The sequence below is a fragment of the Citrobacter sp. wls714 genome (assembly GCF_005281025.1).
GTDB classification, from domain to species: Bacteria; Pseudomonadota; Gammaproteobacteria; order Enterobacterales; family Enterobacteriaceae; genus Citrobacter; species Citrobacter werkmanii.
In genome coordinates, this window is record NZ_SZWZ01000110.1 from 1 (window position 1) to 23,403 (window position 23,403).

Consider the following 23,403-nt stretch of genomic DNA (forward strand, 5'->3'; position numbering starts at 1 on the left):
GCAGGGGGTCGCGGGTTCGAGTCCCGTCCATTCCGCCACTATTCAGAAAGCCTGAATCAGAAATGATTCAGGCTTTCGTCGTTTTAGTCCCACCCAAAATAACAATCCCTTCATTACACTGTATCGATACATCCGCGCTGCCGGGCGGGAAACACATCAGGTCATCCTTAACCCGACGCATATCGTAGAGGCGATTAACCCGCGAAGTGATTCATCACGCAGGCGAAGCGGGGTGAAAAGTTATCGCCAATAAGAACCGTTTCCTCATTCAGGTGCTTCAGCATATATAGCTTGTCGGCACGTTCGTAAGCGTCGAAGAAGAGATAATCGACAGCATCCGTTGCGTCATCATCGGGGGATTTTTCACGTCCATCGGGAGTGAGCATGAAAACGCCTGCGGTATGGCCGAGCGGACGGGCGTAGCGAAAGAACAGTTTTCGGTTAACCGTGAACTCACCATCATCACTTTTGAATTTCCCTTGTACTGACAATGAAAGGTGTCCGGAATTGTAGCTAGTGATCAGCATAATTCCGTTGAGTTCCTTTTTGCTATTTTGGATATCGAGTATCGACGTGAATTCCGATGAGCATGAAAAGCTGATTTCTTGTTTCTTCGCATTCCCGGCGATAATGAAAAAAGCAATGGCCGCCAGCCCAAAAATGGCAATTACCACTGACCATAGTAAAGGAGAGTGATCGCTTTCCTGCTTCATATCATTCCTCATAATGACGATACTGGCTGACGCAATGGTAATAGCCGAGGTTTAGTCCGCATTCAGCGGCAAACGACCACTCAACCAGGTTATGGTTGCTCGCCCACGTATTAAGATAGAGATCTTTTGGATGCGAACAGTTTGGGTTAATACCCACTGACTTGAATATATCCAGCGCTTTCTTTTCAGTTATGGTATCGGTGAGAGCATTCCCTAATATATGTACCCGGCATTGCTCGTAGTCGATTGTTCGCAGAATAGCTGCGTCCGTCATGGCGATTTCATTGGGTATCCATGTTAACCACGCTGTCGCCAGCACTGCGAGGCCGGTGATTAACGTTGTTATTGCGACAGGCCATCGGTTCCGGTTCTTTTTGTTGAGCTTCGTTGCAACATTGGCAATTCGCGCTGGTGTTTGCGCCTCTTCCAGTTGCTGAATATTGATATTGACATCGCCCATCCGAAATCCCATTCGCGGAATGGTGACGATGAGCTCTGCAGGGTGACCCGTTGACGTTATTGCTTTGCGCAGAAATGAAATGTGCTGGTTGAGATTGGCATCCGTCGCCCGGGCGCCATTATGCTGGAAAACATTCAGCAGAATTTCATCGCGCGAGGAAATCTCTTTACCATTTTGCAACAAATAGAGCAGTAATTGCGTTGCCACATTATTCAATGTGGCCATTTCACCGGATGTCAGGTCTTTTAGGGTATTTTTATTTGGTCTGAAAACTAAGCCATCACCAATAATTACGGATTTAATTTTGTTTATTGGTATATGAGAAATCACTGATGTCTCCTTTAAAGCAGGATATCTCGCATTCGAGTGGGGGAAGCAATAGCATAACATAATTCATTTATAAAAAATGGTTGCGCCATAGATCGCTTCATTAATATTTATATAACAATATTTTAATATTTCTTATAGATGTCTCATTCTCCTTTCTCTCTGTCACTATCTTATTGTCATTACTCGGTTTTGATATCCACCTTCATTTTTACAAAACTTTCATAAATACATTTTGCCTGGTATCCGGACTAAATAAAAAAATAGTTGATAGATAAAAACTCTATAAAAACGCAAAATAATAGATATTAACACTAGCAGTTGCCTGAATTTTGGCGATTTTTTAGGTAAACGATCGTTGTGCAGGCGGTGATACAACACGATTCCCTGAGTTTGATTAATACCGTATTTTTGCATTGTGTCATTTTTCTGCCGACTTAATATAAGCCCCGAAACAGCCTGAACAGCTGTAGACGGTATTTCGTATGGAATGCCAACGATGTTCAAAATAAGGGGCGGGTTGAGATGGATTGTTTGCAAGGATATGCGCTACCGCCACCTGCAGATCAGCATTTCCCTGACTTAAATGTCTGCGGAAATAGATCGTCGGAATAACTAAAAACGGATATAAGGTTAAGTAGTAATATGAAAATGAAAAACGTGGCTGTGGCCTGCGCGCTGATGGCGGGAATGACTTTGACTGCCTCTTCTGCTTTCGCTGCAAAAAATGTTGAACCGACTAACGGTAAAATTCAGTTCACCGGTTCTCTGGTTAATTCCGCATGCGGTCTGGCACCTGAATCCAGCCCGGTGCAGGTTAATTTTGGTGAGATCCCAACCTCTCAGTTAAAAGACAACCAACGCGCTGGCGTTAAGCATGCCAAAATCGTTCTTCAGGGCTGCGACACCACCGTTGCGAAAACGGCCACTGTGACCTATACCCCGGCAACAATTGATACAGACAACAACGCGCTGGCTGCATTCACCTCTGGTACTGCAAAGGGCGCGGGTATTGGTATGGTTGACAGCGGCAACCAGGATGTGGAATGGGGTAAAGCTGCCTCTCAGGTCAACATCACTGACGGCGAAACCGACATTGATTTCGTGGCTTATCTGCAGGCAAACAACGCTTCTGCAGCGGTAACGCCGGGTGATTTCGAATCTACCGTTAATTTCCAGATCGACTATCAGTAATTACCCGCAGCGGGCGCATTAATGCGCCTGCTTAACCCTTCCTGCGAATAACTGAAAGGAAATACGGTTATGCCTGGATGGCGAATTTTACTGCTTTTTGTCTTTATCTCGCCTGCATGGGTTATGGCTGGCGCCAATCATCTAAACAGTACGCCCGGCAAAATGCGCATGCGAGGAAATATTATTGAGGCTGCCTGTTATGTTGATCCGCGCGACCGGTCACTACTGGTTGAATTCGATGATCTCTCTGCCAGAGATATTTCTGGAAGACCAGAAAAAGTGTCCGCGCATGATTTCAGTATTCATTTGCTGGGATGTTCATTAGGGGATTCTCAACATTCCGGGAATGTGTTTCAACGCGCCAATATTACCTTTTCTGGTGCGCCCGACAGGGACAATCCTGATTATCTGAGCGTGCAGTCGGAAACTGAAAATTTAGCAATAGAAATATACGACAGCAAAGGACAGCAAATTCATCTGGGCGAACCATCACCGGATTATGTGCTTAATCCAGGGAAGAACACGCTCAACTTTACGGCTTATTTGATCTCCCGTGACGGAAGAATGACATCCGGCGAATTTACTGCGGTCACGCATTTTGTTGTGAATTATCTCTGAGCTGCACTGCAATTCGGGTATCTGAAGGTTTGCGAACGAAAATGATCACGCTGAAAACAGATAAAAAACGCCTGGCGCTATTTATTACTCTGGTTTGTGCCTCTGCATGGGCTGAAGCGGATGAGGCCGTTGAATTTAATACTGACGTACTGGATGCCAGCGACCGGCAGAATGTCGATTTGCAGCGTTTTTCCGAAGGCAACTTTGTGACTCCCGGTGAATATCTGCTGGATGTTCGTATTAACAGCCAGGAAATTCCTCAGCAATCGATCCGCTATATCGTCGATCCTGCCAACTCGCATAAATCCATGGCGTGTCTGACGCCACAGCAACTCGAATTACTGGCGCTCAAAGAAGAGGCACTGACCTATATTCATCCGATTAGCGCGACATGTTATGACATTTCCCATCTGCCGGGTGTGGCGTTGAATAATAGCGCAGGCGTACTGGACATTACCGTGCCGCAGGCATGGATGAAATATACCGATCCAGACTGGACGCCGCCGGAACGCTGGGATAATGGCGTCGCGGGGCTGATTTTTGACTACAGCATCTCGGGTCAGGCCACACATTACGAGCAGGGGGGCGATCGTTACCGCTCTCTTTCTGGCTACGGGCAAACAGGTTTTAACCTCGGCGCGTGGCGCTTTCGCGGGCAGTATCAGGCCAATTACGCTTCTGATGATAATCGTGGGCGTATCGACTGGGATCAGATCTATGCTTATCGCCCATTACCGATGCAGGCGGCAAAACTGACGCTTGGCGAAATCTATCTGAATTCTCAGGTCTTTGATTCGGTTCGTTTTACCGGGGCTAACCTCGCCAGCGATGAGCGTATGCTGCCACCGAATTTGCAGGGTTACGCGCCTGAAGTTCATGGCATCGCGCGGAGTAACGCCAAGGTCACCGTTAGTCAGCAGGGACGTGTTATCTATCAAACCACCGTTCCTGCGGGGCCGTTTAATATTCAGGATCTGCACGGCTCGGTACGCGGCACGTTGGATGTACGCGTTGAGGAACAGGATGGCAGCGTACAAACCTTTCAGGTTAATACCGCAGATATTCCCTACCTGACGCGCCCAGGCTACGTTCGCTATAACGCCGCGGTCGGTAAGCCATCGCTTTACAATCATGACATTCAGGGCCCTGCGTTTTATACCGGCGATTTTTCATGGGGTGTCAGCAATGCGTGGTCGCTGTACGGCGGCGCGCTGCTCACTGGCGAGCGCTATAACGCCTGGTCGATGGGGATTGGGCGGGATTTGAGCTGGCTGGGGGCGTTGTCAGCGGATGCGACGCAATCCGTGAGCCGTGTGAAGCATCAGGCTGAACAAAAAGGCATGTCCTTTAAGCTCAGCTATGCCAAAACCTTTGATGAATACAACAGCGCCATCACCTTTGCCGGATACCGCTTTTCACAGCGTAACTTCCGTACTTTTTCACAGTTCCTCGACGAGCAGTATGCCAATAACAACAGCGCCGGTAACGAAAAAGAGATGTACACCATCACCGGTAACAAGACCTTTTTTGCCGACGATCAGCAGTTAGCCACCACGCTGTATCTGACCTACACCCACCAGAACTACTGGGATCGTCGTTCGCAGGATCGTTACGGGTTGTCGATGGGGCACAGCTTTTCGTTGGCGGGCATCCAGGGGATTAGCGCCAACCTTGCGGCTTACCGCTCTGAGTATCAGGGCAAACGGGACGACAGTCTTTCGCTTTCAATTTCGATTCCCTGGAGCGATGGCCGCTCCATGGATTATGAGTTGCAGAACAGCGGCAACCAGACCAGCCAGATGGTTTCGTATTCCGATAACCGCGACCGTAACAACCCATGGCGTTTGCGCGCAGGGGTTTCCGGTGAAGGGCGCACGGCATTTGATGGCTATTACAAGCACCGCAGCATGATGGCGGAGCTGGAATCTAACGTCAGCTGGCAGCAATCACGCTATTTCTCCGTAGGCGGCACGATGCGCGGCGGTTTTACCGCGACGCGTCACGGCGCGGCGTTGCACAACAGCCAGGCGTCAATGAATACCGCCAGAGTGATGGTTGATACCGACGGTGTGGCGAATGTACCGCTGAACGGCGAACAGGCGCATTCAAACCGCTTCGGTATTGCCGTGGTACCGGACGTCGTCAGCTATCACAGCTTTGATACCCGCATCGATGTGGACGCAATGGACGAGGATATTTCCGCGACCAAAGCCATCGTCACCAACACCCTGACGGAAGGGGCGATTGGCTATCAGCGCTTTGCCGTGGCGCAGGGGCAAAAAATGATGGCGCTGCTGCGCCTGAAGGATGGTTCGGTCCCGCCGTTTGGCGCCGAAGTGTTTAACGCCAACGGCGTCAGCGTCGCCATGGTGATGGAAAACGGCATGGCCTGGATTGCCGGTGTGAATCCAGCCGAGCGTCTTTCCGTGGCCTGGGGCGGACGAGCGCAGTGTCACTTACAGGTGCCACAACAACTCAACCCGGAAGGTAACGTGCTGTTGCCTTGTGAATAATTTCAATAACCAGAATGAATTTTGTCATGAAAAATCAAGCTTTTTACTCCGTGCAGCGTTGGCTCAAACCCGTGGCTTGTGGCCTGCTTTTTATTGCAGAGATCAACGCTTCCTGGGCGGGTATTGCGCTCGACCGTACCCGGATGATCATCACCGGTGATGCGCGATCTGTCAGCGCGAACTTAACCAATACCAGCCCGAGCATTCCGTTTTTGGCCCAGTCGTGGGTGGAAGACGCCAACGGAACAAAAGTTACCTCGCCGCTGATGGTCTTACCGCCGCTACAGCGAATTAACGGTGGGCAAAAGGGCATTGCCCGGGTGACGAAAACCAGCGGGATTAATGCGCTGCCTCAGGATCGAGAAAGCCTGTTCTACCTGAATGTGCGTGAGATTCCACCTAAGCCTGATAAGCCGAACGTGCTGCAACTGGCGATGCAGTCGCGCATCAAATTGTTCTACCGTCCGACCGCCATCGTGCCGGAAACGCCGGGCGCGGTGTGGCAAAACCAACTGGTCTTTCACAAGCAGGGTCTACGCTGGACCGTGGATAACCCAACGCCATACTTCGTCACCTTGATCGGTTTAAGCCGTAAGCCGGAAGCGCAGGGCGGCGGCAGGCTGACTGATTTCCCCGGGGTTATGGTTTCACCAAAATCCTCGCTTGATTTCAGCGTCACCGACGGCAGCGTTAGCCAGTTCAGCATGATGTATGTGAACGATTTTGGCGGTCACCCTGAATTGAAATTCAGCTGCACAGGCAATGTGTGTAAAGCATTGCCGATGGAGCAACAGCCCCGGTAAAGGACTCGTAAATGAAAAAGATGCTTTGCGCTCTGCTGATGGCAGGTATGGCCTGCCCGGTTCAGGCCACTAGCGGCCGCCAGGATATGAGCAACGTTTCCGGCGAGTATGGCAACGTCCGCTTTCATGGTCGGGTGTTCGTTTCGCCGTGCGTGCTGGATATGGCTTCACGCGATCAGACCATCGATCTGGGTGATATTTCCGCCAGCCGCTTTCGCCAGAGCGGCGATCGCAGCGATCCGGTATTAGTGACGCTGAACCTGAATGGCTGCTTAAAAGGTTCTGGCCATACCTTAAGGGATTTTCCCGGACAGACCAGCGAAATGCCGGAGCTGGCGCATAGCACGGTGGAACGTGGCGTTTCGATGACGCTGATGGCCGAAGGCGCGCCGGAAAACAGCGATCTGGGGCGTATTCGCGGCGATGTGCGTGGTGCGGGCATTCGGCTACTGACCGAACGCAACCAGTTGATCCACCTGAATCAACCGCAACGCATGTGGATCCTCAAACCAGGTGATAACGCGATTCACTTTCTTGCCGCGCTGGAATCTTTTGGGCAGGAGGTGACCGCTGGCGAATTTAACGGTCTGGTCAGACTTAAGCTGGAGTATCTATGAGCGTATTGCATAAAGCGCTGCTGTGGGTCGTGCTGGCAGGCAGTCCTCTGGCCGGGCATGCATTCACACAGGGGGAAGGTGAGCCGGAGGGCGGGTCGCCGCATCAGTACGATATTGAACTGAGTTCGCTGGATGTCAGCAAAAACCATGTAGGCGGCAGAACGGAGCCTTTTACCTGGAATCTGGGCAGTTGGTATGTGGTGAATTTTTATTGCGAACAGGCCGATATCTCTCGGGAGCCTATTTATTACACCACCACGACCACCATGCCGCCTTCAAATCAGGGGGCGAACCGTTTTCGGTTAAACGAGTATCTGGATGTGGAAGTTCAGGTGTGGGTTGCCGGACGTTACAACAAATACGTCCAGGCGCCTTTTACCAACGTTTCAAACCGCAACAGTAACAACAGCTGCAAAAAGCGTAAGGGCTACACGCGCGCCACGAACGTTGAAAGTGGTTCAAAAGGGAAAGTGACGTTTATTGTCACTAAACCCATTATCAATGGCATCAATATCACCTCCCAGTCGCTGGTGGAGGTTGCCGGGCGCATGGGCGGTGCGGGACCTACGCCAACCACGGCGATTTCACGCGTGGTCATTAAATCCGGGCTCATTACCGTGCCGGATAAATGCACCTTCAATCGGGGAGACAAAATCAGCATTGAGTTTGGCGATCTGCCCGGATCCGCTGCAAAACTCAACGGCACCAATTACAGCAAGTCGATCCCGATACATGTGGTCTGTGAAGGCGGCAGCTTCGATCAGGGCGCGCTGAATATCAATTTAGGTGTACAAACCACCACGGCGTCAGGTACGGCTGGGTTTAACGATCATCTTCTCGGCACGTTGAGTGGGGGACAGAAACGCGACGATCTCGGCATTATGATTAAAGACGAGAGCGGCGGCACCGTAGTGCCCAATCAGTTCTACAACGTGAAGGGTTTTTACCAGAATCAGGGCGACTGGAATCTCACTGCCGCACCGGTGGCAAAGCCGGGCGTGGGGAGCGTTAAGGAAGGTGAGTTTGAAGCCTCTGCCACCGTTGTCGCGCAGTTTCAGTAGGGTAATACCATGACTTTCAGAACGTTAATCGCGGTGAGTACGCTGCTGTTTGGCGCAACGGTACAGGCTGATACCAAACTGGTCGGTGGCGATATGTATTTTCACGGCACCATCAGAGCGCTGGCCTGCAGCCTTGCACCCGGCGGCGACAAAATCGAGGTCGATTTCGGGCAAATCGCGACGCAGGATCTCTATCTCTCAGGACGCAGTAAGCCGGAAAAATTCAGCATCCAGTTACGCGACTGCAACCCGGAGGTTTTCCGCGGGATCTCGGTCACTTTCAGCGGCAAGGAAGATGCGGAGCTTACCGATCATCTGGCGCTGGATAGCAGCGAGCAGGACGGGGCATCGGGGATCGGGATTGGAATGAGTGAAGACGATGGCACGGCAATCCGGCTTGATGAAAGCACGTCAGTTACAGAGATTACTGAAGGGTCGATGACGCTGAATTTTTTGGCGTGGGTCGCGGCAGAACCGTCGGCGATAAAAAACCAGTCTCTTGAATACGGTCCGTTCAGCGCCAGCGGGACCTGGACGTTGAATTACCAGTAGCATGATGAACGCACTGAATCGTATTGCGCCGCTGCCTGGCCAGAAATTATTGCTGATTGTCAGTCTGTTTTTCTGGTGCGGGATCATGCACCTCTACTGGCTGAATAACGGCGGCAGCGGTCTGTCGTTGCCGCTTAATATTACCAGTTGGATCTACGCTGCAGTATTGGCAGCAAGTACGGCGATGCTACTGCCTCGCCGACGCTGGCGCATCACTGTACCTGCTATTGGATTTATGCTGGGCGCGCTGATCCTGACGCTGCTTTGTCTGCTGACGCCGGGCATCTGGCGGTCCGAGGCGCTGCTGGTAGCGGGGGCGTTACTGGGTGGCGTGCTTGTCTATCTGGTGACGTTACAAATTCCACTTACGACAAACGTTCGCACGGTATTGCTGGCCCTGTTATGGGGGGCATGCGTCATCGAATGTGTGGCGTTTGTCTATCAGTACTGGCATTGGCCGGGCGTTGATTACTGGGAGTTCGCCTGGCGGCGCGGCACGCGGCCCTACGGTATTTTTCAGCAGGTCAATCTGCTGGCCAGTTTCACTGCGTGCGGCGTGCTGCTGTCAGCGCTGCTCTTTTTACGCCAGGGCGGCAGATACCGAATTGTTTTTGGGGTTGCTCTGGTGATGATGGGATTTGTGCTGCATGAATCCCAGTCGCAAACCGGCTATTTGTCTCTGGCGGTCGGGGAAGTGTTGCTGCTGGTGGTGTTCCCTGCACAACGCCGCACGCTGTTGCTACTTCTCCTGCCGTTGGCGTTAGGTATGGCGACAGGCGCTGCCGCTCGCCATTTTTTGTCCGTTGCCACGGTAGATCATTTAACGACTTCTCATGTGCGCTGGACGGTGCTGAAAACATCACTGGCATTATTTGCCGAACGCCCGTGGATGGGATGGGGCGTGGGCAGTTTCGCTGCTGTTTTTCTCGAACGAGCGGGGCCATTGGGGCTGAGTAGTATCTCGCATCCGCACAACGAACTGGTGCTGTGGCTGGTGGAGGGCGGTCTGGTTGGACTGGCGGGCGCGCTGTGTTTTATTGCGGGTGGGTTATGGCTCTGGCTGCACGGAAATTGCTGGCGTCGTGCCTGCCTGGTGGCGGCGTTGCCAGTGGTTATCCATATGTTGACGGAATACCCGGTCAGACAGTCAACGCCACACTGGTTATTGCTGATCCTGCTGCTTCGTTGCGCAGATGGCGCGCTAAAAGGGGCTAGTCTGACGCGCCCGGCGACGTCGTTGATTCGTGGGCTGGCATTTATCTCGTTTCTGATAGCCACTCCCTTGTTACTTCTCACGCTACAGACGCAACAGCAACTGACGCTGGCGGAACGGCAATCAACACAGTGGCAACTTGCCGAATCGCTCCCGGTAGGCGGCTGGTTGCTTGCCACACGCTACCACTTTGATCTCCAGATGGGATACCTGCAACGGTATCAACGTACCCGGGATGCTCGCTGGCTGGAGTTGGTGCGCCGTTGGGCGCCTGACTATGTGCGTGTTCACCCGGACCCGAATATCTCCTTAACGCAAATCTTGCTGGCGATGCAGCAGCGCGACCTGGCTCAGGCGCACCGCCTGGCGACCCGCTTTTACCTGATCTATCCGAACGATCGCCGTATCTCCTGGTTACAGGATGCACGACGTCCTTTTAATCAAAAAATGGAATGATATGAACAGACTCAGCGAACAGGCTCAATATGTACCCGAGCTTCCCCGTAATGCCGAACTGCTGCGGATCTCCGGGATCCGTTTGCAGCGCATTCATTTTTTTGATGATGCATCACTGGATGTCCGTGAGGTGTTAAGCCAGGTACGCACACCGCTCCCGCTGGATCTTTTTTTCAAGCATCTTTCTGTCAGCGCGAAACAGCAGCTGTTTATGTGGCAAATGCAGCGGGTACTCTTACTCCCAGGAAGCTATTCGCTGAATTTATCCGTCAGGATGCTGACCTGTCTGTCGTGGATCTCGCGACTCACCAGGCAGGCGCATCAGGGGCGGATTGTTATTGAAATTCAGGATCCCGCTACCATGATGCGTCTGGAAAAGGCAGAACAGCAGGCGGTATGCATCGCCATAAAAACCCTGGTGCGCCATGGTTTTCGCGTGTGGCTGGATGACGTTTCGCCTGAGCTGTTTTTTGTCTGGCGACTGTCTGGCATCCGTTTTGATGCCATTAAAATTGAAAGCGGGATGTTTCATCAGTTCAGATCATCGGAGTGGCAGTTGAGAGTACTGGTCAATCAATTTCGCGGGCTGGGAGAGCGGGTGGTGATCGAGGGAGTAGAAAGCGCGCAGGATTACGCCATCTGCCGTATGAGCGGCGCAGATGCTGTACAGGGCTTCTTTTTTCAGCAGGAGATCGTGCCGAAAAGCCTGAATCATTGCTGATTCAGGCCCTGGGGATTACTCGCTCAGCGTCTGTGCGATATCTTTCTGTACCTGCTGGCGCTGTTCCGGAGTCAGAACTTTGTTCAGGTCAAAGTAATATTTCACACGATAATAACGCGCTTGTTGTTCGATGTTGCTGAACGCGGAAAGCTGCTTCTTAACGGCGGTTTCATCCCATTTCCCGGACTTGATGACGTCAATCAATGCGCCGTCTTTAACATCTTTCACTGAAATCTGGCTGACGTTGGTTTCAAGCTGCTGGTGCAGTTTTTTGATCTGCGCAACCTGATCGGTGGTCAGCTTAAGGTGCTGGACTACCGGGTCCTGAGCTGGAGCGGGAACGTTGGATACATTTGCTGCAAACGTGCTAAAAGAAGCGCCAGCTACGGTTGCAGCCAGCAAAGTCATGCGTACGAAGTTCTTCATTATTGAAATCCTGATAAAGGAATTATTAACATTGTCAGACACTCGCCGGTTACGAGTGATTATCCCTTGCAGAATACGTTGCCTGAAGCATGTCGCCACGCGAATTTGTTTTGCGGTTGGTTACGGAGTGCAACAATCCCGCTACGGAAAAATGTTACGCAGCGGGAGGAGAGGCGATATCTACAGCGCGAACGGGTCGGCGTCCTGCCAGGCGGGAAACTTTTCGCGATACTCACGCAGTGCCGAGAGCGACAGTTCAGCGTCAATACGTGTGGCTTGATGCGGCTCGGCGGTGGCAATAATCTCACCCTGTGGATTTATCACCCGGCTGTCACCGCGATAATGATGACCGTTACCGTCAGTTCCTACACGGTTACATCCTGCTACATACGCCTGATTCTCAATCGCCCGTGCAGTGAGCAGAACCTGCCAGTGCAGTGAACGCGGCGCGGGCCAGTTAGCCACATACAAGGCGAGGTCGTAATCGTTACGGTTGCGCGACCACACCGGAAAACGCAGGTCATAACAGACTAACGGCAGAATGCGCCAGCCGCGCCATGTAAAAATAACGCGCGCTTCTCCCGCCTGGTAATGCTGATGTTCATCCGCCATGCGGAACAGATGACGTTTGTCATAGAAATGCACATTACCTTCGGGCTCGACCAGTAAAAAACGGTTAACCGCACCGCGTTCGGACTGAATCGCGGCACTGCCCGCGATCAGGGCGTTCGTCTGTTGCGCTTTGGCGCGCATCCAGCTTACGACTTCTTCCTGCGGCAGCGATTTGTTTGCCGCTTCCATCGCAAATCCGCTGGTAAACATCTCGGGCAACACAATCACATCACGTCCGGTGACGGTTTCCAGTTGTCGGTCGAAATGGCGCAGGTTGGCCGGGCCATCCATCCAAATCAACGGATGTTGCAGCAGAGTAATTTTCAAACCAGGCACGATCGAGGCTCCTCGTTGAACAACATTTTGACACTGTAGCATGAGCTTTAACGAAAATGTGGCAATAAGAAATCTCCCCGCATATAGCGTAATGCTGTTCAGTTAACGCCTCTGTTTCAGAAAGCATCACCAGTATTGGTAGAAGTTATGAATATGCTGTCTCAGAGAAAGGGTTCCGTTCACCTTATGTTCATTGTTTCTCTGAAACATCGATTCCTGTGAACGTGTAAAGGGCGTTCTCCGCCACGCCCTTTACCATCCCGGCTCCCGGCGGGAAAATTGTTGCTGCGCAATACCCTCCGCTTATTCCTTCAGGCTACCGGGCCGGGCGCGATGAAGCGTCCCTGCAAAGCGCGCCCTGAGCCAGCATCCATGCTGGCTCTCCCGGCCTTACGGAAACACGTCGGCAATTTTCAGCCGGACCAGCCCACACCTCACCATCTGCGTTTTTGGTCTGAACAGCAAAACAGATTTAACTGGAAGTCAGAGCATTGAAGCGATGACTCCGGTCCGGCTGAAAATCGATGAGGCGTTGACGGCTGACCGGGGTTGCCCGCAGGGATGCGGGCAGAGGGGACGGCCTGCATGGACGCAGGCTCGGCCCCGACCCGACAGGCAGACGGAATAAGACGAATAGGAGCCTCCCTTGCACGTTCATGTGTAATGCGGTTTCAGAGAAGTAATGAGCATAAGGTGAACGTAATCCTGTTCATAGGCGGAATGTTCACCCTATATGCGTAACTGACTGGCATTACCCATTTAGCGGTGCTTAATGCCGTGCGGAAGGTTATGCCGCTTCGACCTTACGCACTTTCTCTGGCAGCTTTACCGGCTGAGTCGCCAGCTCCTCGGGTTCAAAGTCATCCACGTTGATACTGCGCAGACGGCTCGCTTCGGCTTTCACCAGAATCGCGGCTTCGTCTTTATCAATCAACCCTTTGGCCAGCGCGTTATGCGCCAGTTCGTCCAGGCGGGTAAACGGCAGGTTTTTACCCAACTCTTTGCAGATCCGCTGGTGGATAGGGTCGGCTGCAATCACGTCCAGCAGAGCCTCTTCCAGCAAACCGACCGGGTTATGCTCGCTTGGCGTCAGGTATTGACCGCGACCAAGGCGAGAACGAGTGGCGCTCGGAACCTGCAAAATCTTCGCGACCTTATGATCCAGCTTGTCGGACGGTGCATGATAGTGGCGACCGGTCGGGAAGATAACCACACTCAGCAAACCGGCAACCAAACGGTTCGGGAAGTTTTTCAGCAGATCGTCCATCGCCTGTTCGGCTTTGTACAACGCATCCTGGACGCCCCAGTGAACCAACGGCAGGTCGGCTTCATTACGGCCTTCATCGTCATAACGCTTCAGCACCGCAGAGGCCAGGTACAGCTGGCTTAACACATCCCCCAGTCGCGCCGAGATACGTTCACGACGCTTCAGGCTACCGCCCAGAACAGCCATGGACACATCCGAAAGCAGTGCCAGGTTGGCGCTCAGACGGTTCAGGTGCTGATAGTAACGTTTGGTCGCATCGGCGGTCGGCGTGCTACTGGTTAAGCCACGCGTCAGGCCCAGCCAGAAACTGCGTACCTTATTGCTGCCAACGTGACCGATGTGTTTGAACAGCAACTTGTCGAACGCATTCACATCGTTATTCTGCGCCGCAGCCATCTCTTCAAGCACATACGGATGGCAGCGAATCGCACCCTGACCGAAGATCATCATACTACGGGTCAGAATGTTAGCGCCTTCAACGGTAATGGCGATAGGCGCCCCCTGATAAGCACGGGCGAGGAAGTTACTTTCGCCAAGCATGATGCCTTTACCGCCAGTAATATCCATGGCATCGATGATTGATTGCTGTCCACGGTGAGTACAGTGATACTTCACGATAGCCGACAGTACCGCCGGTTTTTCACCCAACATAATGCCGTAGGTAATCAGCGACGCCGCAGCATCCATCACGTAGGCGTTACCGGCAATACGCGCCAACGGCTCTTCAATACCTTCCATCTTGCCGATAGAGATTTTGAACTGGCGACGAATATGCGCATACGCGCCGGTTGCCATTGCGACCGATTTCACGCCGCCCGTGGAGTTGGACGGCAGGGTAATACCGCGCCCCACAGACAGACATTCCACCAGCATACGCCAGCCCTGACCGGCCATTTTGGGGCCACCGATAATGTAATCAATCGGCACGAAGACATCTTTGCCCAGCGTCGGACCGTTCTGGAACGGCACGTTAAGCGGGAAGTGGCGACGGCCAATCTGTACGCCCGGGGTTGAGGTTGGGATCAGCGCACAGGTAATGCCGAGTTCCTCTTCCCCACCCAGCAGTTTTTCCGGGTCGGAGAGTTTAAATGCCAGACCCAATACGGTAGCGATAGGCGCCAGCGTGATATAACGTTTGTTCCAGGTCAGGCGCATCCCCAGCACCTGCTGACCCTGCCAGTCACCCATACAGACCACGCCGGTATCAGGGATCGCGCCTGCGTCGGAACCTGCTTCCGGGCTGGTCAGGGCGAAACATGGGATCTCCTGACCACGTGCCAGACGCGGCAGGTAATGATTCTTCTGCTCTTCGGTGCCGTAGTGCTGCAGCAGTTCGCCTGGGCCTAATGAGTTAGGTACGCCGACTGTGATTGCGAGGATCCCGGAGACGCCGGAGAGTTTCTGCAATACGCGAGCCTGAGCATACGCGGAGAATTCCAGCCCGCCGTACTCTTTTTTAATGATCATCGCGAAGAAGCGGTGTTCTTTCAGATACGCCCACAGTTCCGGCGGCAGATCCGCGAGTTCGTGGGTGATCTGGAAGTCATTCGCCATGCGGCATGCTTCTTCAACCGGACCATCAATAAACGCTTGCTCTTCGGCTGTCAGATGCGGCTGAGGATAGTTATGCAGCTTTTTCCAGTCAGGTTTCCCCTGGAACAGGTCGCCTTCCCACCAGGTAGTACCGGCATCAATCGCTTCTTTCTCTGTACGAGACATTGGCGGCATGACTTTACGGAAACCGCGGAACACCGGCGCAGAAATCATGGATTTGCGCATCGGCGTAAAGTTAAACGGTACGAGAATAATGGCCAGAGGAACCAGCAGCCAGACTGACCACAGACCTGCCACGCCAAGCGCAGCCGTCCAGGCGAGCAAAATTAAGCTGCTGAGGAATAAGCTCACGCGGTGATAGAACAATACGCCGAGCAGAACAACCGTAGCGATAATACTCAAAATCATCATAACGAAAAGCTCCCTTGCTTGTAGGAGGTCTGACCACTTGTGATGATAAGGTTGTAGTGGATGTAAATTCTTTTAGCAATGTGTTTACAAAATAATTACAACAAAGCTCACATTGTTGGTGTTTTAACCGGCACAAAAAATCAAAAGCCGCGGCCATTCCTGTGGCTTGTACTTCTCGCTGGTAGCGCTATCCGGTACACTGCATCTTGTCATTTACATTCATGCTGAAGGATATCCTCATGTACCAGGATCTTATTCGTAACGAACTGAGCGAAGCGGCGGAAACGCTGGCTAATTTTCTTAAAGATGACGCCAATATTCACGCCATTCAGCGCGCGGCGGCCCTGTTGGCAGACAGCTTTAAAGCCGGTGGTAAGGTACTTTCTTGCGGTAACGGCGGTTCCCATTGCGACGCGATGCACTTCGCCGAAGAGCTGACCGGGCGCTATCGTGAAAACCGCCCTGGTTATCCGGCTATTGCTATCTCTGACGTTAGCCACATCTCCTGTGTCAGCAACGATTTCGGTTACGATTATGTGTTCTCCCGCTACGTTGAAGCGGTTGGCCGTGAAGGTGATGTCCTGTTAGGCATCTCGACGTCGGGTAATTCTGGTAACGTGATTAAAGCGATTGCCGCAGCGCGTGAGAAGGGGATGAAAGTCATCACCCTGACCGGTAAAGATGGCGGCAAAATGGCGGGCAGTGCGGATATCGAAATTCGTGTGCCGCACTTTGGCTACGCTGATCGTATTCAGGAAATTCATATCAAAGTGATTCATATCCTGATTCAGTTGATCGAAAAAGAGATGGTTAAATCATAAGAAGGCGATTGCCGGATGGCGGCTGAAGCCTTATCCGGCCTACATGAGCTCCACGTAGGCCTGATAAGCGCAGCGCCATCAGGCAGTTCACGGTTTTAAGGTAGGTGATGTATGTGCGAACTGCTCGGGATGAGCGCCAATGTGCCAACCGATATCTGCTTTAGCTTCACCGGGCTGGTTCAGCGCGGCGGAGGGACCGGGCCGCACAAAGACGGCTGGGGTATTACGTTTTATGAGGGTAAGGGTTGCCGTACGTTTAAAGATCCGCAACCCAGCTTTAATTCGCCTATCGCTAAACTGGTACAAGACTATCCCATCAAATCCTGTTCCGTAATTGCCCATATTCGTCAGGCGAATCGTGGAGAAGTGGCACTGGAAAATACCCATCCATTTACCCGTGAACTATGGGGACGCAATTGGACGTATGCCCATAACGGGCAGCTCAGCGGTTATAAATCGTTGGAGACTGGTAATTTCCGTCCGGTCGGTGAAACCGACAGCGAAAAAGCCTTTTGCTGGCTGCTGAACAAGCTGACAGAGCGTTATCCACGCACGCCAGGTAATATGACAGCGGTGTTTAAATATATCGCGGCGCTGGCAGGAGAACTGCGGGAGAAGGGCGTCTTCAACATGCTGTTGTCTGACGGTCGTTATGTGATGGCTTTCTGCTCGACCAACCTGTTTTGGATCACCCGTCGAGCGCCATTTGGCGTAGCGACGCTGCTGGATCAGGATGTGGAAATTGATTTTAGCTCAGAGACCACACCCAATGATGTGGTCACCGTGATTGCCACTCAGCCGTTAACCGGCAATGAAACCTGGCAAAAGATTATGCCAGGCGAATGGGCATTATTTTGTCTCGGGGAGCGCGTAGTTTGATGCCAGCTGCGGTTGAACGACTTCGTGACTCAACGGCTTGCTGATAACGTAACGGCCATCGACGACGGAAACGGTCGGTGGCTTACGCGTTTGTTCAAAGTAATCGTATCCTGGCTTTAACTGGGCCCAGAAATCTTTGTAATACGAAAACTTATGACGCTGCATGTTGGCATCGGTCATGCGGAATGGGTAAATGCTCACCTGTACGCTGGATTGTCCAAACACCAGAGCGCCGGTGACAAACTGGAAAATCTCATCAATACCGTTGTCGGTCATCGCATAGCAGCCGACGGAAACGCAGGCGCCGTGGATCATCAGGTATTTACCTTCATAACCGTGTGCACGGTCGTAGGCGTTAGGGAAACCGATGTTAATCGCCTTATAGAAGCGGCTATCCGGTTTGAGCTGTCCGCGTTGTACGCTGTAAAACCCTTCCGGGCTTTTGAAATCGCCCTGACGCTGTTTCGGCCCTAACCCGCCGGAATAATTACAGATCTTATAACTGTCGAGCAATTGATACTGTTCGCCCATCTTGACGTACAGATCCAGCGTTCGCTCTTCTTTGAAGATCTGGATATAGACAGGGGAGCCCATTAACTGCTGCTTATATTCTTTGCTGACAGGCGTGGTCGGGCTGCTGCTGCTCAGCAAACCAGCAAATGAAACGCACGGCAATAAAAGCATCGCAAGAAAAAATGCGATTTTACGCATACTGCTTATTCCTTGATAAAACGATTACACACGCCAGGACGGCAAAAAGAGTCCCCAAATCGGATAAATCTGGATCTGGAGCGCTCACATTAGCACCAAGAGAGTTTTTCGCAAGTCTCTCGTGCGGCGTTTACACTTTAGTTTTTCTTTATACGGAAAATTGCGCTTAAAGGCAGTCAGACACTGGCTTGTTTTGTTGGTTAGCACACTGCATTTCTTCTTATTAGTGAAGAATGTCTAATATATTGAATTTAAAAAATTAATTATTTAATAATCGAATATTAAACAGGAACGATGAGCAATAGCGGTAAACTGCGGCGAACGTGTTTGACCAGGTATTCTTCTTTTCATGTTTTTTGTCTCTGCGCCCCGTTGCTTCTTACCGGGCCTGCTGTCTTTGTGTGTTGTGCTGTCTTTACCGTCTGTCGCCAAAGTTCAGCCCCACTTATCTGACGCCCATTTAAGCTATGCGGCGCAATTGCGGATGCGTAACCGCGCCCGGCTGCTGAAGCAGTATCACGCACAGGAAAAAAAACAGGCAAGCTACGTGGTGGAAGGCAACGCAGAAAGTAAACGCGCGCTGCGCCAGCAGAACCGGGCGCTGATTAAACAGCACCCGGAGTGGTTCCCTGGCCCACTAAAAGCCAGCGACCATCGCTGGCAGGAACTGGCTGAGAATGATCATTTTCTCAGTAGCGATCATCTGCACAATATCACTGAAGTGGCCATCCACCGACTTGAGCAACAGCTAGGTAAACCCTACTTGTGGGGAGGTACCGATCCTGATGAAGGGTTTGACTGTAGCGGGCTGATTTTTTATGCCTACAACAAAATCCTGGCGGCAAAATTGCCCCGGACGGCGAATGAAATGTATCACTACCGACGGGCAACCATCGTCTCTAACCGCGATCTTCGCCGTGGTGATTTAGTCTTCTTTCATATTCACAGCCGGGATATTGCCGATCATATGGGCGTCTATTTGGGGCAGGGGCAATTTATTGAATCGCCGAGGACGGGAGAAACCATTCGGGTGAGCAATTTATCCGATGACTTCTGGCGGGATCATTATCTTGGTGCCCGTCGTATTCTTACGGAAAATACGATTCTGTAATCAAAAAGGCGGTGTAATCACACCGCCTCGCCAGGCGTTAACTCAACGCCCCCATGATCTTTAATTCCAGCTCATCCGGAACTTCGTTATAAGACAACACCTGTAGGCCCGGGGCAAACAGGCGCGCATAGCGCGCGAGCAGAGGACGTAACTGCGGCGCGACCAGCAGCACCGGCTCTTTCCCCGCCGCTTTCATCTGCTCTTTTATCTGCGGCATATTGGTCTGGAACTGATTCAGCATATTGGGATCGACCGGCACACTGTCCAGCACCACTTTTCCACTTTGCTGAGCCTGATTCACCACATTCGCCAGCAGATTCTCCAGTTCACTATTCAGCGTATATACCGCTAGCTCATCTTTGCGTACAAACGGGTGGGTAATGCTGCGACGTAGCGCCAGACGCACATCCGCCGTTAACAGAATATGATCTTTGGTCACGGCGCTACTAGCGACCAGTACGGTGGCTATGGTGACGATATCGCGCAATGACACACCTTCGATAAGCAGCGCCCGGTACACTTTCAAGAGCTGGCTGTAATTCAGCGCTGCGCTCAAATCTTCCGCCAGACGTGGCGCCATAGAAGAGAGACGGTTATGCAACTGCGTAATGTCATCGTAATTAAACAGCTCTGGAATATAGTTACGAATGATCTTATTCACATGCGTCGCAATGACGCTGGCGCTATCAATAACCTGATACCCCATATTTAACGCTTTCGCTTTTTGCGCTGGGACAATCCAGGTGACCGGCATTCCGTAGGCCGGATCGTGACCTAAAACACCGTCGATCTCGCCATAGGTTTCACTGGAGGGCAGCGCCATCAGCTTATCTGCGGGAATATCGGCCTCATCGGCCTTGATCCCATTGATAAAAATGGCGTACTGGGTCGGTTTGAGGCGGAAGTTTTCACGAATGCGAATTTCCGGTAACAACACGCCGTTGCTGTCTGAGATCACCTGCCGCACACCGCGAATACGTTGAGTGAGCGGATTCCCTTTGGATTTATCAACCAACGACACCAGCTTGTATCCCAGGCTCAGGCTGATAGGTTCAATTAAAGGGATGGTTTCCCAACTGACCTGCTGCTCGGTGGTTTCAGCGATGGTTTTGGTCAGCGTTTCGAGATTTTTCTCTTCGGTCTCCGCCACCTTGGGGCGCTTGCTCATGCGCCAGGCGGTGAATCCCAGCAGGGCGCTGAAAATCAGGAAGGGGAAATGCGGCATCCCCGGCACCACTGCCAGCACAAACATAATGCTGGTGGCGGTATACAGCACGGAGGGGCTGGCCAGCAGTTGGCTACGCACGTCTGTGGCAATATCGCCGCTGTCGCTTACACGGGTGACGATGATCGCTGCCGCGGTCGACAACAGCAGAGAAGGGATCTGGGCGACCAGGCCGTCACCGATGGTCATCAGTACGTATTGCTGGAATGCGGCTTCGGCGCTTAAATCGTATTTAAAGATCCCGATACAGACGCCGCCGATCAGGTTGATAGCCAGGATCATCATCCCGGCGATGGCATCGCCGCGTACGAACTTTGACGCACCATCCATCGCGCCATAGAAATCCGCTTCGCCCGCTACGTCTTTACGTCGTGCTTGCGCCTGCGCCTGATTAATCAGTCCTGCGTTGAGATCGGCGTCGATCGCCATCTGCTTACCGGGCATGGCGTCAAGCGTAAAGCGGGCAGAAACTTCGGAGATACGCTCCGCACCTTTGGTCACCACGATAAAGTTAATGATCATCAGAATGATGAACACCACGAAACCAACGACAAAGTTACCGCCGATCACCACCTGGCCGAAGGACTCAATCACCTTACCGGCAGCGCCTGCACCCATGTGACCGTGCAGTAATACCACGCGTGTTGACGCCACGTTCAGCGTCAATCTCATCAGGGTGGTGATCAGCAGAATGGTCGGGAACAAGCTGAATTCGAGCGGGCGTTTCGCTGAAACGGCCACTAACAGTACCATCACCGCCAGCACGATGTTAAAGGTGAACAGAATATCCAGCAGGGCCGGTGGTAACGGCAGGATCACCATGGCCAGGATACACAGTATAACCAGCGGAATGCCGATGTTACCGTTACGCAGCAGCGCCAGGAATTGTTTAGTTGTTTTCGGCATCCAGTTTAAGAACCTCTTTTGGAATGGAAATATGTCTGTTCAGCGAAGGACGTGCTTGTGAACCGTCACGCCAGTGCTTCATTTGCAGTACATAGGTCAGGACGTGTGCAATCGCCCGATACAGTTGAAATGGGATCTGTTGATTCACCTGGGTGGTGTAATAAACGGAGCGTGCCAGCTTCGGGAACTCAACAACTTCAATATTGCTTTCTGCCGCCACCTGGCGGATATACAGCGCGATTTCATCAGTGCCTTTGGCAACCACGAAAGGTGCTGCGGCGCGTGACTGGTCGTACTGTAGCGCCACGGCATAGTGGGTTGGGTTGGTGATCACCACATCGGCTTTTGGCACAACTTTGCGAATTTGCCCCATCGCCATTTGCCGTTGCAGGCGACGGATCCTGGCCTTAACCTCGGGTTTACCTTCCTGATTTTTATACTCTTCTTTCACTTCCTGTTTCGTCATCTTCAGCCCTTTGGTGAACATTTTTTTTGCCAGAGGGACATCGATCAACGCAAAGAAAACAAACAGGATGACAAAGTTGCGCATGATGCTGCTGTACAGCGCCAGACCATCGTTGATGGCCTGTTTGAAATGAAGCTCTTGTAAGCCGAGGAATGCGGCAACGTTATTGCGTACGCTGAGCCATAGCATCACCAGCAGCACTATCGCTTTGAGCGTCATCTTGCCGGTATCGACCAGATGGTCGGTGGAAAACAGGCGACTAATCCCTTTGATCGGGCTTAATTTGCTAAAGTCCGGCAATATTTTTTTCGGCAGGAATAGCCAGCCTCCCGGAATCAGTGAGGCAAACAGCGCGGCAACCGGCATGGGTAACAGCGTCAGGATGAATTTCCCCAGAATCAGCAGATGGTGCTCAAGGAACTGACCGATGATATCCGGGTCATTAATGTTCTGCGCGTACTGATGCACGCTGATAAAGCTTTCGCGCACGAAATCTTCGTACCAGGGAAAGCTGCTGGAGATCACCATAAACGCGGCAAACAGACTGGCGGCAAGCCCCATATCTTTTGAACGCGGTATTTGCCCCTCTTGTCTGGCCTTGCGAAGTTTTTGCGCCGAGGGTTTTTCTGTTTTTTCTTCGCTACTGTTATCCGCCATAGTGCCCCTTCAACGCGTCAAGCTGCTGTAAGACGAAATTCGCCAGGTGCAAATAGTGGTCGGGCAGGTTGTAAAGCAGAGTCGCAAAGCAGATCAGGCCCGCCAGCATGTTGATGGGAAAACCTAATGAGTACAGGTTGAGCGGTGGTGCAATACGGTTTAGCAGACCAAAGCAGCCCTGAACAATCAGCATGATGAAGGTTGTCGGCAGCGCCAGCAGCGTGGCGGCGGCGAATACCCAGCCCAGCGCCAGGGAAATCGTGCGCAGAGATTGCGGATGCAGAGCATTGCCAATCGGCCAGTAAGTAAAGCCTTTGAATAAAATACTCACCAGCAGCAGATGCCCGTCCATGGCAAAAAACAGTATCACCGCGTAGATATTGATCATTTCCGCCAGCACCGTCGTTGACGCGCCGCTGCTGGGGTCGTTCATTACCGCCATGCTCATCCCCATATTAAAAGAGAGGATCTGACCCGCCAGTTGCAGCGCTAAAAATAAAAACTGCAGCATCAGGCCAAAAAGCATCCCCCACAGAAACTGCTCTGCGGTCAAAATAATGCTGTTCATCGACAGCAGGCTGGTGGGCACCGGGTGGGGGATAAGCGGCGTAATGATAAAGGCCAACGCCAGTGACAAAATAATGCGTATACGTATGGTCAGTGCGGCATTATCCAGTACCGGCGCGTAGTGAATAAACGCCATAATGCGCACGAAGGGAAACCACATGCCCAGTATCAGATTACTTAACTGTGTAATATCTGTTTCGCGCATG

21 protein-coding genes are annotated in these 23,403 nt (G+C 52.1%); 12 read left to right on the top strand and 9 right to left on the bottom strand.

From position 1 onward, the window contains the following. Positions 1–194: 194 nt before the first annotated feature. Both FDX11_RS24590 and FDX11_RS24595 read right to left on the bottom strand, forming a co-directional pair. Positions 195–713, bottom strand: coding sequence for a hypothetical protein (locus FDX11_RS24590; protein ID WP_042310494.1), 519 nt, complete (start codon positions 711–713; stop codon positions 195–197). Between the two features lies 1 nt (position 714). Next, the gene (locus FDX11_RS24595) at positions 715–1,503 is read right to left on the bottom strand and encodes a winged helix-turn-helix domain-containing protein (protein WP_061383107.1); all 789 of its coding nucleotides are present in this window, start codon (positions 1,501–1,503) and stop codon (positions 715–717) included. Between the two features lie 642 nt (positions 1,504–2,145). Here FDX11_RS24595 and FDX11_RS24600 point away from each other — a divergent pair. From FDX11_RS24600 to FDX11_RS24640, 9 genes are all read left to right on the top strand, one after another. Beyond that, a complete protein-coding gene (locus FDX11_RS24600) occupies positions 2,146–2,694 on the top strand; it encodes a fimbrial protein (protein WP_038637500.1) in 549 nt (182 codons plus the stop codon). 69 nt (positions 2,695–2,763) lie between these two features. Further along, positions 2,764–3,312 carry a fimbrial protein gene (locus FDX11_RS24605; protein ID WP_137398674.1) on the top strand — a complete coding sequence of 183 codons (549 nt, stop codon included), beginning with the start codon at positions 2,764–2,766 and terminating at the stop codon, positions 3,310–3,312. Positions 3,313–3,353: 41 nt separating this feature from the next. Further along, positions 3,354–5,825: a fimbria/pilus outer membrane usher protein gene (locus FDX11_RS24610; protein WP_137398675.1), complete on the top strand. Its 2,472-nt coding sequence runs from the start codon at positions 3,354–3,356 to the stop codon at positions 5,823–5,825. A 26-nt stretch (positions 5,826–5,851) separates the two neighbouring features. After that, the gene (locus FDX11_RS24615; protein WP_042310485.1) at positions 5,852–6,628 is read left to right on the top strand and encodes a molecular chaperone; all 777 of its coding nucleotides are present in this window, start codon (positions 5,852–5,854) and stop codon (positions 6,626–6,628) included. 11 nt (positions 6,629–6,639) lie between these two features. Beyond that, positions 6,640–7,245 (top strand): fimbrial protein, encoded by a 606-nt coding sequence (locus FDX11_RS24620; protein ID WP_042310481.1) that lies wholly within the window; start codon positions 6,640–6,642, stop codon positions 7,243–7,245. After that, positions 7,242–8,306 carry a fimbrial protein gene (locus FDX11_RS24625; protein ID WP_042310479.1) on the top strand — a complete coding sequence of 355 codons (1,065 nt, stop codon included), beginning with the start codon at positions 7,242–7,244 and terminating at the stop codon, positions 8,304–8,306. Before FDX11_RS24620 ends, FDX11_RS24625 begins: the two co-directional genes overlap by 4 nt. Positions 8,307–8,315: 9 nt before the next feature. Beyond that, complete coding sequence (locus FDX11_RS24630) at positions 8,316–8,858, top strand: fimbrial protein (RefSeq protein WP_042310477.1); 543 nt, start codon at positions 8,316–8,318, stop codon at positions 8,856–8,858. A gap of 1 nt (position 8,859) precedes the next feature. Beyond that, positions 8,860–10,527, top strand: coding sequence for an O-antigen ligase (locus FDX11_RS24635; protein ID WP_137398676.1), 1,668 nt, complete (start codon positions 8,860–8,862; stop codon positions 10,525–10,527). Between the two features lies 1 nt (position 10,528). Further along, the gene (locus tag FDX11_RS24640) at positions 10,529–11,248 is read left to right on the top strand and encodes an EAL domain-containing protein (protein ID WP_137398677.1); all 720 of its coding nucleotides are present in this window, start codon (positions 10,529–10,531) and stop codon (positions 11,246–11,248) included. Positions 11,249–11,263: 15 nt separating this feature from the next. Here FDX11_RS24640 and FDX11_RS24645 read toward each other — a convergent pair whose 3' ends face one another. The 3 genes from FDX11_RS24645 to fadE all read right to left on the bottom strand — a co-directional run bounded on the left by FDX11_RS24645 (position 11,264) and on the right by fadE (position 15,854). Further along, positions 11,264–11,674 (bottom strand): Spy/CpxP family protein refolding chaperone, encoded by a 411-nt coding sequence (locus FDX11_RS24645; protein ID WP_038637532.1) that lies wholly within the window; start codon positions 11,672–11,674, stop codon positions 11,264–11,266. A gap of 180 nt (positions 11,675–11,854) precedes the next feature. Further along, positions 11,855–12,622, bottom strand: a complete 768-nt coding sequence (locus tag FDX11_RS24650; RefSeq protein WP_137398678.1) for an amidohydrolase — start codon at positions 12,620–12,622, stop codon at positions 11,855–11,857. Positions 12,623–13,409: 787 nt separating this feature from the next. Further along, positions 13,410–15,854, bottom strand: a complete 2,445-nt coding sequence (gene fadE, locus FDX11_RS24665; protein ID WP_042310469.1) for an acyl-CoA dehydrogenase FadE — start codon at positions 15,852–15,854, stop codon at positions 13,410–13,412. A gap of 239 nt (positions 15,855–16,093) precedes the next feature. Between fadE and lpcA the strand changes: the two genes are divergently transcribed. Together lpcA and FDX11_RS24675 are read left to right on the top strand one after the other, a co-directional pair. Beyond that, on the top strand, positions 16,094–16,675 hold the full coding sequence (gene lpcA, locus FDX11_RS24670) for a D-sedoheptulose 7-phosphate isomerase (RefSeq protein WP_137398680.1): 582 nt from the start codon (positions 16,094–16,096) through the stop codon (positions 16,673–16,675). A gap of 111 nt (positions 16,676–16,786) precedes the next feature. Then, positions 16,787–17,554, top strand: coding sequence for a class II glutamine amidotransferase (locus tag FDX11_RS24675; protein WP_042310466.1), 768 nt, complete (start codon positions 16,787–16,789; stop codon positions 17,552–17,554). Here FDX11_RS24675 and dpaA read toward each other — a convergent pair. Next, a complete protein-coding gene (gene dpaA, locus FDX11_RS24680) occupies positions 17,525–18,265 on the bottom strand; it encodes a peptidoglycan meso-diaminopimelic acid protein amidase (RefSeq protein WP_042310464.1) in 741 nt (246 codons plus the stop codon). The genes FDX11_RS24675 and dpaA overlap by 30 nt on opposite strands. A 349-nt stretch (positions 18,266–18,614) precedes the next feature. On the opposite strand from dpaA, the gene FDX11_RS24685 reads away from it, so the two are divergent. Further along, a complete protein-coding gene (locus tag FDX11_RS24685; protein WP_042310462.1) occupies positions 18,615–19,376 on the top strand; it encodes a C40 family peptidase in 762 nt (253 codons plus the stop codon). Positions 19,377–19,413: 37 nt separating this feature from the next. On the opposite strand, the gene flhA is transcribed toward FDX11_RS24685, so the two are convergent. From flhA to fliR, 3 genes are read right to left on the bottom strand one after another with little or no spacing between them, the layout of a single operon-like run. Further along, on the bottom strand, positions 19,414–21,507 hold the full coding sequence (gene flhA / locus FDX11_RS24690) for a flagellar biosynthesis protein FlhA (protein ID WP_137360625.1): 2,094 nt from the start codon (positions 21,505–21,507) through the stop codon (positions 19,414–19,416). Further along, a complete protein-coding gene (flhB, locus tag FDX11_RS24695; RefSeq protein ID WP_137398681.1) occupies positions 21,491–22,630 on the bottom strand; it encodes a flagellar biosynthesis protein FlhB in 1,140 nt (379 codons plus the stop codon). Before flhB ends, flhA begins: the two co-directional genes overlap by 17 nt. Next, positions 22,620–23,402 (bottom strand): flagellar biosynthetic protein FliR, encoded by a 783-nt coding sequence (gene fliR, locus FDX11_RS24700; protein WP_137349244.1) that lies wholly within the window; start codon positions 23,400–23,402, stop codon positions 22,620–22,622. Before fliR ends, flhB begins: the two co-directional genes overlap by 11 nt. Position 23,403: the final 1 nt, after the last annotated feature.

Excerpts from the sequence above, each read along its gene's own strand:
- FDX11_RS24600 (WP_038637500.1), top strand. The coding sequence starts at position 2,146 with ATGAAAATGAAAAACGTGGCTGTGGCCTGCGCGCTGATGGCGGGAATG.
- FDX11_RS24645 (WP_038637532.1), bottom strand. The coding sequence starts at position 11,674 with ATGAAGAACTTCGTACGCATGACTTTGCTGGCTGCAACCGTAGCTGGC.
- FDX11_RS24630 (WP_042310477.1), top strand. The coding sequence starts at position 8,316 with ATGACTTTCAGAACGTTAATCGCGGTGAGTACGCTGCTGTTTGGCGCA.
- FDX11_RS24615 (WP_042310485.1), top strand. The coding sequence starts at position 5,852 with ATGAAAAATCAAGCTTTTTACTCCGTGCAGCGTTGGCTCAAACCCGTG.
- flhA (WP_137360625.1), bottom strand. The coding sequence starts at position 21,507 with ATGCCGAAAACAACTAAACAATTCCTGGCGCTGCTGCGTAACGGTAAC.
- lpcA (WP_137398680.1), top strand. The coding sequence starts at position 16,094 with ATGTACCAGGATCTTATTCGTAACGAACTGAGCGAAGCGGCGGAAACG.
- FDX11_RS24685 (WP_042310462.1), top strand. The coding sequence starts at position 18,615 with ATGTTTTTTGTCTCTGCGCCCCGTTGCTTCTTACCGGGCCTGCTGTCT.
- dpaA (WP_042310464.1), bottom strand. The coding sequence starts at position 18,265 with ATGCGTAAAATCGCATTTTTTCTTGCGATGCTTTTATTGCCGTGCGTT.
- FDX11_RS24620 (WP_042310481.1), top strand. The coding sequence starts at position 6,640 with ATGAAAAAGATGCTTTGCGCTCTGCTGATGGCAGGTATGGCCTGCCCG.
- FDX11_RS24610 (WP_137398675.1), top strand. The coding sequence starts at position 3,354 with ATGATCACGCTGAAAACAGATAAAAAACGCCTGGCGCTATTTATTACT.
- FDX11_RS24625 (WP_042310479.1), top strand. The coding sequence starts at position 7,242 with ATGAGCGTATTGCATAAAGCGCTGCTGTGGGTCGTGCTGGCAGGCAGT.
- flhB (WP_137398681.1), bottom strand. The coding sequence starts at position 22,630 with ATGGCGGATAACAGTAGCGAAGAAAAAACAGAAAAACCCTCGGCGCAA.
- FDX11_RS24640 (WP_137398677.1), top strand. The coding sequence starts at position 10,529 with ATGAACAGACTCAGCGAACAGGCTCAATATGTACCCGAGCTTCCCCGT.
- FDX11_RS24675 (WP_042310466.1), top strand. The coding sequence starts at position 16,787 with ATGTGCGAACTGCTCGGGATGAGCGCCAATGTGCCAACCGATATCTGC.
- FDX11_RS24605 (WP_137398674.1), top strand. The coding sequence starts at position 2,764 with ATGCCTGGATGGCGAATTTTACTGCTTTTTGTCTTTATCTCGCCTGCA.
- FDX11_RS24590 (WP_042310494.1), bottom strand. The coding sequence starts at position 713 with ATGAAGCAGGAAAGCGATCACTCTCCTTTACTATGGTCAGTGGTAATT.
- fliR (WP_137349244.1), bottom strand. The coding sequence starts at position 23,402 with ATGCGCGAAACAGATATTACACAGTTAAGTAATCTGATACTGGGCATG.
- fadE (WP_042310469.1), bottom strand. The coding sequence starts at position 15,854 with ATGATGATTTTGAGTATTATCGCTACGGTTGTTCTGCTCGGCGTATTG.
- FDX11_RS24635 (WP_137398676.1), top strand. The coding sequence starts at position 8,860 with ATGATGAACGCACTGAATCGTATTGCGCCGCTGCCTGGCCAGAAATTA.